Source organism: Pseudarthrobacter siccitolerans (genome assembly GCF_001046895.1).
Classification (GTDB): Bacteria; Actinomycetota; Actinomycetes; order Actinomycetales; family Micrococcaceae; genus Arthrobacter; species Arthrobacter siccitolerans.
On record NZ_CAQI01000035.1, the window covers coordinates 76755 to 91695 of the forward strand.

Sequence of the window (14941 nt, forward strand, 5' to 3'; positions counted from 1 at the left end):
GAGGAGCATTATGGAAGTCTGGCCTGGATCGGCTTATCCCCTTGGCGCCACGTACAACGGAACCGGCACCAACTTTGCCCTGTTCAGCGAACGAGCAGAAAAAGTCGAACTTTGCCTCTTCGATGACGACGGCAAGGAAACCCGTATCCCCTTGGACGAGGTGGACGGGTACGTCTGGCACTGCTACATCCCGCAGATCCAGCCCGGCCAGAAGTACGGCTACCGGGTCCACGGCCCCTACGATCCCGCCTCAGGGAACCGTTTCAACCCCAACAAGCTCTTGTTGGACCCGTACGCCAAGGCCGTCCACGGCCAGGTGGACTGGGACCCGTCGCTGTTCACGTACAACCTGGGCGAGCCGGATTCCATCAACAATGAGGACTCCGCCAGCCACATGATGATGGGTGTGGTGATCAACCCGTTCTTCGACTGGGACGGCGACCAGAACCTGCGGATTCCCTACCACCAGTCGGTCATCTACGAAGCGCACGTCAAGGGCCTGACCCAGCTGCACCCGGAAATCCCCGAGGAGCAGCGCGGCACGTATGCCGGCGTGGCCCATCCGGCCGTCATTTCGCACCTGCAGAAGCTCGGCGTCACCGCCATCGAACTTATGCCCGTGCACCAGTTCGTCAACGACGGCACCCTGCAGGACAAGGGCCTGAACAACTACTGGGGCTACAACACCATCGGCTTCTTCGCCCCGCAGAACACCTACAGCTCCACCGGCGATACCGGCCAGCAGGTCCAGGACTTCAAGGCGATGGTCCGTTCGCTGCACAAGGCCGGCATCGAGGTCATCCTGGACGTGGTGTACAACCACACCGCCGAAGGCAACCACCTGGGCCCCACGCTGTCCTTCAAGGGCATCGACAACGCCGCCTACTACCGGTTGATGGAGGGCGACGAGAAGCACTACATGGACTACACCGGCACCGGCAACTCGCTGAACGTCCGCCAGCCGCACTCCCTGCAGCTGCTGATGGACTCGCTGCGCTACTGGGTGTCGGAGATGCACGTTGACGGTTTCCGCTTCGACCTCGCCTCCACCCTGGCCCGCGAGTTCTACGACGTGGACAAGCTGTCCACCTTCTTCGAACTCATCCAGCAGGACCCGGTGGTCTCCCAGGTCAAGCTCATCGCCGAGCCCTGGGACGTCGGCCCCGGCGGCTACCAGGTGGGCAACTTCCCGCCGCAGTGGACGGAATGGAACGGCAAGTACCGCGACACCGTCCGCGACTTCTGGCGCGGCGAGCCCGCCACCCTGGGCGAATTTGCCTCCCGCATCACCGGTTCGGCGGACCTCTACGAGCACTCCGGCCGCCGCCCCGTGGCGTCCATCAACTTCGTCACCGCACACGACGGCTTCACCCTGGCGGACCTGGTGTCCTACAACGAGAAGCACAACGACGCCAACGGCGAGGGCAACAACGACGGCGAGTCCCACAACCGGTCCTGGAACTGCGGCGTTGAGGGCCCCACGGATGATCCCGAAGTGCTGTCGCTGCGGGCCCGCCAGCAGCGGAACTTCATCGCCTCGCTGCTGCTCTCCCAAGGCGTGCCCATGCTCCTGCACGGCGACGAGCTGGGACGCACCCAGCAGGGCAACAACAACGGCTACTGCCAGGACTCCGAGCTGACCTGGATCAACTGGGACAGCATCGACCAGCCCCTGGTGGAATTCACCGCTGCCGTGAACGCCCTCCGCGCCAAGCACCCCACCTTCCGCCGCAGCCGGTTCTTCGACGGCCGGCCCGTCCTGCGGGGAGAGGGCGAACGGCTGCCGGACATCGTATGGCTGGATCCCGACGGCGAGACCATGAAGCCGGAGGCCTGGGAAGCCGGTTTCGGCCGCTCGGTGGGTGTCTTCCTGAACGGAGACGGCATCCAGGGCAAGGACGCGCGCGGACGGCGGATTACGGACGTCAACTTCCTGCTGTACTTCAACGCGCACGACGACACCGTCAAGTTCACCCTGCCCTCGGACGAGTACGCGCCCGCCTGGGACATCATCATCGACACCGCCGGGCAAAACGCGGACACCGAGCCGGTCAACGCCGGACAGCCGCTGCCCGTGGAGGCCAAGTCACTGGTGGTCTTGCGCGCCCACACCGTCGAGGAAGTTGAGCCGGACCACTCGGTCGCGGCATCCTTGGCTGCGCTGACCCAGACTTCCACCAGCGAGACTGAATCCATCAGCACGCCCATGGTGGCCGAGCCAGGGAAAACCACGAAGGTGGGCTCGCGGAAAGTAGGGGACAAGTGAGGGTCCCCGCCTCCACCTACCGCCTGCAGATCCGCCGCAGCTTCACTCTGTTCGACGCTGCGGAGCGTGTTCCGTACCTGAAATCGCTGGGTGTGGACTGGGTCTATCTGTCGCCCATCCTTACTGCGGAGCAGGGTTCGGACCACGGCTATGACGTGACCGATCCTTCCGCCGTGGATCCGGAGCGCGGCGGCCCTGAAGGGTTGCTCGCCCTGTCCAAAGCGGCCCGTGAGCACGGCATGGGTGTCCTGGTGGACATCGTGCCCAACCATGTAGGCGTCGCGACTCCGGCGCAGAACCCCTGGTGGTGGTCCCTGCTGAAGGAAGGGCAGGGCTCACCCTATGCGGAGGCGTTCGACGTCGAGTGGGACCTTGCCGGCGGGAAGATCCGGCTGCCCATGCTGGGTTCGGACGAGGACCTGGACAAGCTGGAAATCAAGGACGGCGAGCTCCGCTACTACGACCACCGCTTCCCGATCGCCGAAGGCACCTATGCCGACGGCGACACTGCCCAGGAGGTGCACAGCCGCCAGCACTACGAGCTGATCGGCTGGCGCCGGGCGGACGCCGAGCTGAACTACCGGCGCTTCTTCGCTGTCACCACGCTCGCAGGGATCCGGGTGGAGACCCCGCGCGTGTTCGAGGAAGCCCATGCCGAGGTGGGCCGCTGGTTCCGGGAGGGGCTGGTGGACGGTCTGCGCGTGGACCACCCGGACGGCCTGGCCGATCCTGCAGGCTACCTGCGCTGGCTGAAGGACCTCAGCGGCGGAGCCTACATCCTGGTGGAGAAGATCCTGGAACCCGGCGAAACCCTGCCGCAGGACTTCGCCACTGAAGGAACCACGGGGTACGACGCCCTGGCTGATGTGGACCGGGTTTTTGTTGACCCTGCGGGGGAACAGCCGCTCAACGAGCTTGATGCGAAGCTCCGGGAATCTGCTGCCCCCGCCGACTATGCGGAGATGATCCGTGGGACAAAACGGATGATCGCCGACGGCATCCTCCGGTCCGAGGTGCTGCGGCTGGCCCGTCTGGTGCCGGAGTCCCACGGGCTCCCGGTGGAACAGGCGGCCGATGCCCTTGCCGAAATCATCGCCGCCTTCCCGGTCTACCGGAGCTACCTGCCCACGGGGGCCGAAATCCTCAAGGAAGCCTGCGAGTCCGCCGCGGCCTACCGGCCCGAGCTGGAGGTTGCGGTGGGAACGCTGCTGCCGTTGCTCCTGGACCCGGCCAACCCCATCGCGGTCCGGTTCCAGCAGACCTCGGGAATGGTTATGGCCAAGGGTGTGGAGGACACCGCCTTCTACCGCTACACCCGGCTGGGCACACTCACAGAGGTAGGCGCTGAACCCACCGAATTCTCCGTGTCCACCGAGGAGTTCCACCAGCGGATGCTGCGCAGGCAGGAACACCTTCCGCTCTCCATGACCACGTTGTCCACGCACGACACCAAGCGCAGCGAGGACGCCAGGGCGCGGATTTCGGTCATCGCCGAACTGCCCCGGGAGTGGGCGGCCACCCTGAACACGCTCCGCGAGCTCGCGCCGATTCCGGACGGCCCGTACGAAAACCTGCTGTGGCAGGCAATTGTGGGGGCATGGCCGGCCAGCAGGGAGCGGCTCCAGGGCTACGCCGAAAAGGCTGCCCGGGAAGCAGGCAATTCCACCAAGTGGACGGACCCCGACGAGGAATTCGAGTCCAGCGTCAAGGCCGCTGTAGATGCGGTGTTCGACGAGCCGCGCGTCAACCAGGTGGTGGAGGACTTCGTTGCACGCATCGATTCTTACGCCGCGTCCAACTCCGTATCCGCCAAGCTGGTCCAGCTGACCATGCCCGGCGTCCCGGACGTGTACCAGGGCAGCGAATTCTGGGAACGCTCGCTGACCGACCCGGACAACCGGCGGCCCGTGGACTTCGCGGTGCGGCAGCAGGAGCTGGCAAAGCTCGACGGCGGCCAGTTGCCTGAGGCGGGAACGGAAGCCAGCAAGCTCCTGGTCACCTCCCGCGCACTCCGGCTGCGCCGCGACCGGCCGGAGCTCTTCCAGGGCTACACGCCTGTGGCTGCGACCGGAGCGGCGGCCGGGCACCTGCTCGCGTTCCACCGCGGCGCACCGGATGCTCCGGGAGCGCTGACGCTGGCCACCCGGCTGCCCGCAGGACTGGCGGCCGGCGGCGGATGGCGGGACACCGCCGTCGAACTTTCCACTGCCATGCGTGACGAGCTCACCGGCACCGCCTACGGTGCTGGCAGCGTTTCCGTGGCAGAAGTCCTGGGTACCTACCCGGTGGCTTTGCTGGTACCGGCGGATGGAGAACAGGCATGACCCTCGTCAACACCGGGCCCGGACGTTTCGACGTCTGGGCCCCGGAGGCCCACTCGGTGATCCTGCAGGCGAACGGCCGGCAGTATCCGATGCTGAAGAAGGAGACGGCGCCCGGGTCTGAAGGCTGGTGGACAGCGCCGGACGCCCCGGGTGAGGGCGAGGTGGACTACGGTTACCTGCTGGACGGGGACGGCCACCCGTTGCCCGATCCGCGGTCACGGCGGCTGCCCGCCGGTGTCCACGAGCTGTCCCGCACCTTTGACCCGGCCGCCTACAGCTGGCAGGACGCTGGCTGGAGGGGCAAGGACCTGCAGGGCTCGGTCATCTACGAGCTGCATGTGGGCACGTTCACGCCCGAAGGCACCCTGGACGCCGCCGCGGGAAAGCTCGGCTACCTGGTGGACCTGGGCGTCGACTTCGTGGAGCTGCTGCCCGTCAATGGCTTTAACGGAACCCACAACTGGGGCTACGACGGAGTGCAGTGGTACGCAGTCCACGAGGGGTACGGCGGGCCGGAGGCCTACCAGCGGTTCGTGGACGCAGCCCACGCAGCGGGCCTCGGCGTCATCCAGGACGTGGTGTACAACCACCTCGGCCCCAGCGGAAACTACCTGCCGAAATTCGGCCCGTACCTGAAGCAGGGGGACGCCAACACCTGGGGCGACTCCGTGAACCTGGACGGCCCCGGCTCGGACGTGGTGCGGGAGTACATCCTGGACAACCTTGCCCTGTGGCTCCGGGACTACCACGTGGACGGGCTCCGGCTGGATGCCGTGCACGCGCTGCGCGATGAGCGGGCCGTGCACATCCTGGAGGAATTCGGTGCCCTGGGCGACGCCATCTCGGCGGAAACCGGGCTGCCCAAGACCCTGATCGCGGAGTCGGACCTGAATAACCCGCGCCTGATCTACCCGCGCGACGCCAACGGCTACGGCCTGGATGGACAGTGGAGCGACGATTTCCACCACGCCGTGCACGTCAATGTCAGCGGTGAGACCACGGGGTACTACGGGGATTTCCAGTCCCTGGCGGTCCTGGCCAAGGTCCTGAAGGACGGGTTCCTGCATGACGGCAGCTACTCCAGCTTCCGCGGCCGGCACCACGGCAGGCCTATCAATGCGGCCTTGGCCCACCCCGCTGCTTTGGTGGTCTGCAACCAGAACCACGACCAGATCGGCAACCGGGCCACCGGGGACCGGCTCTCGCAGTCGCTGTCCTACGGGCAGCTGGCCGTGGCCGCCGTGCTGACGCTGACGTCTCCTTTCACGCCCATGCTGTTTATGGGCGAGGAGTTCGCCGCGAGCACGCCCTGGCAGTTCTTCACCTCGCACCCGGAACCGGAGCTGGGCAAGGCCACCGCGGAAGGCCGCATCAAGGAGTTCGAGCGCATGGGGTGGGATCCCGCCGTCGTGCCCGATCCCCAGGATCCGGAAACCTTCCGCCGGTCCAAGCTGGACTGGAACGAAGCCACGGGCGGGGACCATGCTCGCCTCCTGGAGCTTTACCGTGCGCTCACGGCGCTGCGTCGGGAGCATCCGGAACTGGCCGGTCTTGGCTTCGGGGAGACGGACGTGACGTTCGACGACGACGCGGGCTGGCTGCGGTTCCGGCGCGGCAGCATCGAGGTGCTGCTGAACTTCTCCGACGCCAAGCTGCGGCTGGACGACGTTTCGGGGTCAGTCCTGCTGGCGACGGATGAGGGAACCGGCCTTGACGGAGAAGCCCTCGCCCTGGCCCCGTGGAGCGCAGCAATCCTGAAATCCTGATTCCTGCTGGAGAGTTACGCCGCATGCTGACCCGCTGTCTGCCCGCGGCGTAACTTTTCCGGCCACCCTCTGTAGCGCCGGTCACAAACTGGCAGGATGGAACGTATGACTTATTCCGCGGCGGAAGACCGCTACGAATCCATGCCCTACCGCCGGGTGGGCCGCAGCGGCCTGAAACTCCCGGCGATCTCCCTGGGCCTCTGGCACAACTTCGGCGACGACAAGCGCTTTGACGAACAGCGGGCCATCCTGCGGCGCGCTTTCGACCTGGGCGTCAACCACTTCGACCTCGCCAACAACTACGGCCCGCCGGACGGCTCCGCCGAAACCAACTTCGGCCGGCACCTTCAGGACGACTTCAAGCCGTACCGCGACGAGCTGGTCATCTCCACCAAGGCCGGTTACTACATGTGGCCCGGCCCGTACGGCGAATGGGGCTCCCGCAAGTACCTGATCTCCAGCCTGGACCAGTCGCTGCAGCGCATGGGCCTGGACTACGTGGACATTTTCTACAGCCACCGTCCTGATCCCGAAACCCCGCTGGAAGAGACCATGGGTGCCCTCGATTACGCCGTGCGGTCCGGCAAGGCGCTCTACGCGGGCATCTCCTCCTACACCCCGGAGCAGACCCTCGAGGCCGCCCGGATCCTGAAGGAACTCGGGACGCCGCTGCTGATCCACCAGCCCAGCTACTCCATGCTTAACCGGTGGACCGAGAACGGCAGTCCCAACCTGTACGAGGCATTGGACCAGGTGGGGGCGGGGTCCATCGCCTTCTCGCCGCTGGCCCAGGGCATGCTCACCAACCGCTACCTCAACGGTATTCCTGCCGACTCGCGCGCCGCCAAGGCCCGATTCCTGTCCGAGGACTCCATCACGGACGAGAAGCTTGAGCGGATCCGCGGCCTGCACGCTATCGCCGAGGGCCGTGGCCAGACGCTGGCGCAGATGGCCATCGCCTGGATCCTGCGGGACCAGCCGAAGGGCTCGCCGGTGACCTCGGCACTGGTTGGCGCGTCCAGTGTTGCACAGCTGGAGGACACCCTGTCCGCCATCAACAACCTAGAATTCACTGCCGACGAGTTGACTGCCATTGACGAGTTTGCCGTGGAATCGGACATCAACCTCTGGAAACAGCCGGTCTGATATCCACCCTGCCATTCCAAAAGGTGGGACGCGGGAACAAGCCCCCGTCCCACTCTGTTGGGTACTATTGAAAGGCGCCGCGCGGCGCCAAGCCTGCCGGCCGACGTCGTACTTCCCTCGAAGCCGAAACCGGCCGGCTGACGTTTGTCCTAAAGGAGTTCCGTGTCTTCACATCCGATTCGTGTTGCAATCGTCGGCGTAGGAAACTGCGCCGCTTCGCTGGTCCAGGGCGTCCACTACTACAAGGACGCTGACCCCAAGGCCACGATTCCGGGCCTGATGCACGTTGAGTTCGGCCAGTACCACGTGGGTGATGTCGAGTTCGTCGCCGCGTTTGATGTTGACGGCAAGAAGGTCGGCGTTGACCTTGCCGATGCCATCCTGGCAAGCGAAAACAACACCATCAAGATCGCCGAAGTGCCGCCCACCGGTGTCACCGTCCAGCGCGGCCACACCCTCGACGGCCTCGGCAAGTACTACCTCGAGACCATCGAGCAGTCCACCGAAGAGCCCGTGGACGTGGTCCAGGCACTCAAGGACGCCGCCGTTGACGTTATGGTCTGCTACCTGCCCGTCGGTTCGCAGGAAGCTGCCGAGTTCTACGCCCAGTGCGCCATCGACGCCGGCGTTGCGTTCGTCAACGCCCTGCCCGTGTTCATCGCCGGCACCAAGGAATGGGCGGACAAGTTCACCGCCGCAGGCGTGCCGATCGTCGGTGACGACATCAAGAGCCAGATCGGCGCCACCATCACCCACCGTGTGATGGCCAAGCTGTTCGAAGACCGCGGTGTCACCCTGGACCGGACGTACCAGCTGAACGTCGGCGGCAACATGGACTTCAAGAACATGCTGGAGCGCGACCGCCTGGAGTCCAAGAAGATCTCCAAGACCCAGGCCGTCACGTCCAACGTCGAGGCCGAACTGGCTGCCAAGGACGTCCACATCGGCCCGTCCGATTACGTCCAGTGGCTCGATGACCGCAAGTGGGCCTTCGTCCGCCTCGAGGGCCGCAACTTCGGCGACGCTCCCGTATCGCTCGAGTACAAGCTCGAAGTCTGGGATTCGCCCAACTCGGCCGGTGTGATCATCGACGCCATCCGCGCCGCGAAGATCGGCCTGGACCGCGGCATCGGCGGCCCGCTGCTCTCGGCATCGAGCTACTTCATGAAGTCCCCGCCTGAGCAGTTCAACGACGACCTCGCCCGCGAAAAGGTGGAAGCCTTCATCCGCGGAGACCTCGACCGCTAACCCCCTCGTACGCGCGCTCACTTGTGGCCGCCTCCCTGGGGACGCGGGCGCACTTGTGGCCGGGTTCCCCCGAACGCTTCTCCGTTTCATGCGGGGAGGCGTTCGGCGTTTAAGGGGCTATTCCCGGGGGTGCAGCCGCCGGATGGCATGGCTGGCTTGGGCCAAGGCCAGCAGCCTGAGCATCAGTTGGGAATGCATATGCTGAGCGTGGCGGCAATGTATTTATCCCTGGTTCGTGGAGGGCAGGGATCCTATACGGGAGCTCAACCTGCCGGTAGTAAGCGCGACGGCGGCGGGCAGTTGGGTGCCGACGTTCCGGAAAAACTTCCCAGCTGACTTAGGCCGTCACGAAACCTGATGCAGCAGCCGGGTCCACGGCAGAGCCCCTTAGCGCTCGCTTTATTCTTCCGAGGGCCGTCGCGAAATCGTCGTCCAGGTCCGTCTTGTCGAGGATGATGACGGACCATCCCGCCGCTTCGAACGCTTTGTCCCGGCGCCGATCGCTTAGCTGCTGGGGCTCCTGCAGGTGATGCCCGCCGTCGTACTGGACGGCAACCCGCCGCAAGCGGAAGCCGAGATCCGCCGACGGCGACCGCGCGTCACCAAGGCGGAGGCTCAGTTGAAGCTCCGGCTCTGGAAGGCCGGCATCCAGCATGGCCAAGCGGAGGAAGGTTTCGGGAGCGGAGTCAGCTCCCACACGCATCAGGTCCAAGGCTTGCCTGGCGCGGACCACGCCTTGGAGGTTTGGGTGCCGGTTGATGATGCTGCGCAGGTGGTCCACGCTCGCGTACGGGTGCTCTCTCCCTTCCAGGCCGGGCCGGGGAATCCTGATGAGTTCGTCGCCCATGGCCACCAGATCTTTCAGGGGCAGCAGCCTCGCCATGTCCAGCCAGGTACGCTCCCGCGTGCTGAGCCAAATGCCATCCACAAACTCCACCTCACCAGGGCCAACGAGGACCCTGTGCCCGCGGATGCCTTTCCGGCGTGCCCCGGGAAGAGCCTTGGGCTTGCTGAGATGGAGTTCTGTGGAGTCGGAAAGCCACGCCGGCAGGCACGAATTCCGCAAACGTGCTGCCGTGACATGGGAAATCCAAGCCCCTGGCGTTGCTTCTGACAACGCGCGGGCGGCATCCTCAAGGTCAAAGTCCCATGTGGATGGGCGGTAGAGGCCTCGGCCAACATGAGCCACATCGGCGCGACGGAGACGGCCACGGTTAAGGCCTGCGCTTCGTGCTCTTTCGACAGTGAACGGTTTGGTGGCCAGTTGGATCGGTAGGGGATGGAGGGTTTTCATACTGCATTCTTATCTATGCCACGGACATGGCCTCCGAGTTATCCACAAGCTGCTCGTCCCTTCGTTCAGCATCGTGGGAAGGGACAGAAACCAAGTGAGCGCGGGTGGGGGAGGAGGCGGCCGTTGGTGAGCGCGGGTGGGGGAGGAGGCGGCCGTTGGTGAGCGCGGGTGGGGGAGGAGGCGGCCGTTGGTGAGCGCGGGTGGGGGAGGAGGCGGCCGTTGGTGAGCGCGGGTGGGGGAGGAGGCGGCCGTTGGTGAGCGCGGGTGGGGGAGGAGGCGGCCGTTGGTGAGCGCGGGTGGGGAGGGCTTAGGTGAGGCCTACCGGATTGCCGGCGTCGTCAACGTCCATGCGCATCGCCGCCGGGGCGGCGGGCAGGCCGGGCATAGTCATCACTGCTCCGGTCAGCGCCACGATAAACCCGGCACCGGTCTTGGGCAGAAGGTCGCGCACGTGGATAGTGAAGCCCTTGGGTGCGCCCAGGCGGGAGGCGTCGTCGGTGAAGGAGTATTGGGTCTTCGCCATGCACACCGGCAAATTGGACCAGCCATTCCGCTTGATATCGGCCAGCCGCTTCAGGGCGGGCACGGAAAACTCGACCCCGTCCGCCCCGTAGATCTCCTGCGCGATGGTCCGGATCTTCTCCTCCACAGGCAGCTCCAGAGCGTACAGGTGCCGGAAGCTGTTCGGTCCGGCCACCACCTTGGCCACGAGGGCAGCGAGGTCGTCACCGCCATCGCCCCCGCCGCCGCGCCCCCAAACATCGGCGACGGCGGCCTGTACCCCCTCGGCCGCGCACCACGCCAGCAACCACTCGAGCTCGTCGGCAGAATCGGAGGAGAACCTGTTGATGGCAACCACCGGCGTCACGCCGAACTTTTCCACGTTCCGCACATGCCGGCGCAGGTTTTCCACCCCTGCCTCCAACGCCGCCGCGTCGGGGACGATGAGCTGGTCTTTCGCCACCCCGCCCTGCATTTTCAGGGCCCGCACTGTCGCCACCACCACCACCGCTGACGGGGCCAGGCCACCGGACCGCGCCTTGATATTCATAAACTTCTCGGCGCCCAGGTCGGCACCAAAACCGGCTTCCGTCACAACAATGTCCGCCAGCCGGCGGGCCATCTGGGTGGCGATCAGCGAGTTGCAGCCGTGGGCGATGTTGGCGAAGGGGCCGCCGTGGACCAAGGCCGGCGTCCCGGCGATGGTCTGCACCAGGTTGGGTTTGATGGCCTCCTTGAGGAGAAGGGTCAGCGCACCCTGCACCCCGAGGTCGGCCACGGTGACGGGGGAGCGGTCATACGTGTAGCCGAACGTGATCCGGCCCAGGCGCCCGCGGAGATCGGCCAGGTCCGTGGAGAGGCAAAAAACCGCCATGATCTCGGACGCCACCGTGATGTCGAAACCGTCCTGGCGGGGGACACCCTGCGCCGGCCCGCCCAGGCCGATCACCACTTCCCGCAGGGCCCTGTCGTTCATGTCCAGGACCCGTTTGAAGGTCATCCGCCGGGGATCGATGTTCAGTTCGTTGCCCTGGAAGATATGGTTGTCCACCAGCGCCATCAGGGCGTTGTTGGCCGATGTAATGGCATGGAAGTCGCCGGTGAAGTGCAGGTTGATTTCGTCCATCGGCAGCACCTGCGAATACCCGCCGCCCGTGGCGCCGCCCTTCATCCCCAGGACCGGGCCCAGCGACGGCTCCCGGAGGGCGATCATCACCCGGTGCCCCGCCCGGGCCAGGGAATCGCCGAGCCCTACGGTGGTAGTGGACTTTCCCTCGCCGGCGGGGGTGGGGGACATGGCCGAGACCAGTACCACTTTCCCGTGCGGCGCAGACGCCAACAGGGCCGCCGGGTCAATCTTGGCCTTGTACCGCCCGTAGCGCTCCAGGGCTTCGGGATTGATCCCTGCGGCAGCGGCAATCTCGTCAATGGGCCGGATCCGGGCAGCCCTGGCTATCTCAAGATCAGTTGGAAGACCAGACATCATTGTCCTTTCCTGCACCGGCCGGCACCGGACACCTGCCCCTAAGCTAACAGCTGCGGACGGGCTGGACAGCAGATCCAGGAGGGTAGGTTCAGGGGGTTGGAAGGGCAGTTGCCAGATGCGGCCGCACAAAATTGTCGACGGCGGCATGGTAGCTTTCGAGCGTAATGGCGGCGGTGCGCTGCCATCCTGAGTTCTGGGCCCGGATGGCTGCGGCCCTTCCCATGTCCTCCCGGGTCACGGGATCGTCGTACAACGCCTCCAGCGCATCCGCCCAGTCCGCGGCGTGGTGGCCGTCCACCAGCAGCCCGGTCCGGCCGTGGAAGATGGCCCGCGACAGCCCGCCCACCCGGGTGGCCACCACGGGCGTGCCGCAGGCCTGCGCCTCAAGCGCCACCAGTCCGAAGGACTCGCTGTAGGAGGGCATCACCACCACGTCGGCCGAACGGAACCAGGCCGCAAGCTCAAGTGCCTTGACCGGCGGAAGCTGCGTGACGACGTCGTCCATTCCAGCCTCCGCGACCAGGCACCGCAGGTTGAATTCCTTGTTCCCGCTCAGCGAGCCCAGGATGGTGAGCCGGAGGTCGATGTCCGGGCGCCGGCTGCGCAGCAGCGCCGCTGCCTTCACCAGGACCTGCGGCCCTTTAAGCCGCTGGATCCGCCCTGCGAAAACCAGGTGGAAAGTGTCCGGGCTGATACCGCGCTCAGTCCTGGACCGTGCCCGGAAGGCAGGAGTGAAGGTACTCAGGTCCACCCCGGGCGGGGCGATATCGATCCGTTCGTACGATGCTCCGTAATGGGAAACCAGCTCGGCGGCCTCTGCACTGGTGTTGGCAATCAGCCGCGCGGCGCCGTCAACAATCCGGTGCTCACCCAGCTCGCGGCGGCGCGGCTCCGGCTGCTCACCGGACTGAAGCAGGAGGTTCTTGACCTTGGCCATGGTGTGCATGGTGTGGACCAGCGGCACACCCCACAGCTCGGAAAGCTCCAGGCCGGCAATCCCGGATACCCAGTAGTGGGAGTGGATCACGTCGTAATGCCCATGCGGCTGGCGGCCCCGGATCTGTTCGATCTCTTCCACCATGTGGTGCAGGAGGCCGGGCAGTTCTTCCTTGGGGATCTTCTTCGGCGGCCCGGCCAAGACGTTGTGGACACAGACGCCGGGGTCTGGGTGCTCGACGGCGGGCTGGCTGGCCGAGGTGGAACGCGTGAAAATCTCCACTTCCACTCCGGCCTCGGCCAACGCGGAGGCCAATTCACGGATGTAGACGTTCATGCCGCCGGCATCGCCGGAACCGGGCTGCTCCATGGGGGAGGTGTGGAGGGACAGTAACGCCACCCTGCGGACAGGCGCCACGGGACCTCCTTCCGGCCGCCGGCGCAGATGTGGCGCGCCGGATCAATGCTGGCATTCGATAAAACACTACTCCTGTGTCAACGCCTACTGCCGCGACACATCTTCCCGAGCGCCGGAAAGGCCTCCTCGTAGCCTGCCAACAGGGCCGCACCAAGTTCCCCGGACCCCACCAGAGGGTGCCGGGCGAAGGCCTGGACCGCCGCGTCCCGGTCGCCCTCCACCGCCGCCCGCACCGTCAGCCGCTCCACCTCCTTCACCTGCTGCAGCAGGGTGAGCCGCTCCGCGGGGGGAGCCTCCTGGGGCAGCGGCAGCGCGCCGCCGGCCGTCACCGTGCAGGGAACTTCGACGACCGCGTCAGGCGGCAGCCCGGGAATGGCCGCTTCCGGGGTGGTCGCCCCAGCCGTGGCCGGCCGGGGAGCGGGGCTTGCCGCAGTTGGCTGCACGGTGTTGCGGGTGTTGAGGATCAGCTGAGCCGTCCCGGAACCGGACAGCGCCCGCATGGCCGCCAATGCCACCCGCTCGTAGCCGCCGCCCGCCAGGTCGTCCTCGTCCCGGTGCTCGTCCTTTCCGCGGGCTTCGGCCAGGTAGCCTTCCTCGCGGGAGCGCCGGGCGTCCTCCCACAAACCGAATGCACCGGAACCTGCTGCCGCCAGCCGGGGGTAAAGCTCCCGTTGCTGGCTGTGGATGCTCTCACCGCGGGTCTGCGCCATGGCCCCCATCGCGTCGCGGGCCTTGTCCTGCTCGTAGTAGTAATAGAGGTACTCGTTGGGGAGGGCGCCCAGGCTGGCCAGGAACTGTTGCGGAAAAAGCCTGCCCTCTTCAAAGGACTGAAGGGCACCCGGGTCTGACAGCAGCGCAGGCAGCACGTCACGTCCCCCGGACTCCAGCCGGTAGAGCCAGCCCAAGTGGTTCAGCCCGTAGTAGCCCACGCCGTCGAGCCTTCCCTCCGGCAGCCTGACCCCGGCAGCCCGCGCCGCGCGGTGCACCAGGCCTCCCGCGGAATCGCAGATTCCGATGACTCGCCGGCCGAGCACCGGCAGGAGCGCCTCGGTGACCATCCCGGCGGGGTTGGTGAAGTTGATGAGCCACGCCTCGGGGCAGTGCTCCTTCATGAGGCGTGCCAGGTCCAGCATGTGCGGGATGGTCCGCAGGGCGTACGAGATGCCGCCCGCTCCGGTGGTTTCCTGGCCCAGCACACCCAGGTCCTGGGCCACCGTCTCATCCGCCACCCGGCCGGCGGTGCCGCCGGGGCGGATGGCCGCGAACACCGTCTGCGTACCCGTCAGCGCCTCGGGAAGGTTAGTGGTGGGATGGATTGGCAGCGGGACGGAAGGGGCAGGCATGCTGCGCAGGACCGCCGTCACCGCGGCAATGCGGGAAAGATCCACGTCATACAGCACCAGTTCGGTCACCATGCCGGAGAACGGGCCTGAGGCCAGCGCGCGGTAGATCAACGGAACCCGGAAACCCCCGCCACCCACAATCAGAAGCCGCATAACCAGCAGTCTAGGTGTGGCTGTCCACAGTACCTATGCCCGCCCCTACCGCCTGTCCAT

General features: G+C 66.2%; 9 protein-coding genes. 5 read left to right on the forward strand and 4 right to left on the reverse strand.

What is annotated here, in order from left to right:
* The first annotated feature begins 10 nt into the window (after positions 1-10).
* The 5 genes from glgX to ARTSIC4J27_RS06315 all read left to right on the forward strand — a co-directional run bounded on the left by glgX (position 11) and on the right by ARTSIC4J27_RS06315 (position 8750).
* A complete protein-coding gene (gene glgX, locus ARTSIC4J27_RS06295; protein WP_050054359.1) occupies positions 11-2266 on the forward strand; it encodes a glycogen debranching protein GlgX in 2256 nt (751 codons plus the stop codon).
* Positions 2263-4590, forward strand: a complete 2328-nt coding sequence (treY, locus tag ARTSIC4J27_RS06300; RefSeq protein WP_050054360.1) for a malto-oligosyltrehalose synthase — start codon at positions 2263-2265, stop codon at positions 4588-4590. Before glgX ends, treY begins: the two co-directional genes overlap by 4 nt.
* The gene (gene treZ / locus ARTSIC4J27_RS06305) at positions 4587-6356 is read left to right on the forward strand and encodes a malto-oligosyltrehalose trehalohydrolase (protein WP_050054361.1); all 1770 of its coding nucleotides are present in this window, start codon (positions 4587-4589) and stop codon (positions 6354-6356) included. Before treY ends, treZ begins: the two co-directional genes overlap by 4 nt.
* A 105-nt stretch (positions 6357-6461) precedes the next feature.
* Positions 6462-7502, forward strand: coding sequence for an L-glyceraldehyde 3-phosphate reductase (gene mgrA / locus ARTSIC4J27_RS06310; RefSeq protein ID WP_050054362.1), 1041 nt, complete (start codon positions 6462-6464; stop codon positions 7500-7502).
* Between the two features lie 162 nt (positions 7503-7664).
* Complete coding sequence (locus tag ARTSIC4J27_RS06315) at positions 7665-8750, forward strand: inositol-3-phosphate synthase (protein ID WP_050054363.1); 1086 nt, start codon at positions 7665-7667, stop codon at positions 8748-8750.
* Positions 8751-9087: 337 nt separating this feature from the next.
* On the opposite strand, the gene ARTSIC4J27_RS23470 is transcribed toward ARTSIC4J27_RS06315, so the two are convergent.
* From ARTSIC4J27_RS23470 to ARTSIC4J27_RS06335, 4 genes are all read right to left on the reverse strand, one after another.
* The gene (locus ARTSIC4J27_RS23470; RefSeq protein WP_327077638.1) at positions 9088-9678 is read right to left on the reverse strand and encodes a hypothetical protein; all 591 of its coding nucleotides are present in this window, start codon (positions 9676-9678) and stop codon (positions 9088-9090) included.
* 673 nt (positions 9679-10351) lie between these two features.
* Positions 10352-12028 carry a formate--tetrahydrofolate ligase gene (locus ARTSIC4J27_RS06325; protein ID WP_152683796.1) on the reverse strand — a complete coding sequence of 559 codons (1677 nt, stop codon included), beginning with the start codon at positions 12026-12028 and terminating at the stop codon, positions 10352-10354.
* A gap of 91 nt (positions 12029-12119) precedes the next feature.
* On the reverse strand, positions 12120-13385 hold the full coding sequence (gene mshA, locus ARTSIC4J27_RS06330) for a D-inositol-3-phosphate glycosyltransferase (RefSeq protein WP_050054366.1): 1266 nt from the start codon (positions 13383-13385) through the stop codon (positions 12120-12122).
* A gap of 77 nt (positions 13386-13462) precedes the next feature.
* A complete protein-coding gene (locus ARTSIC4J27_RS06335) occupies positions 13463-14881 on the reverse strand; it encodes a 6-phospho-beta-glucosidase (RefSeq protein WP_050054367.1) in 1419 nt (472 codons plus the stop codon).
* Between the last annotated feature and the right edge of the window lie 60 nt (positions 14882-14941).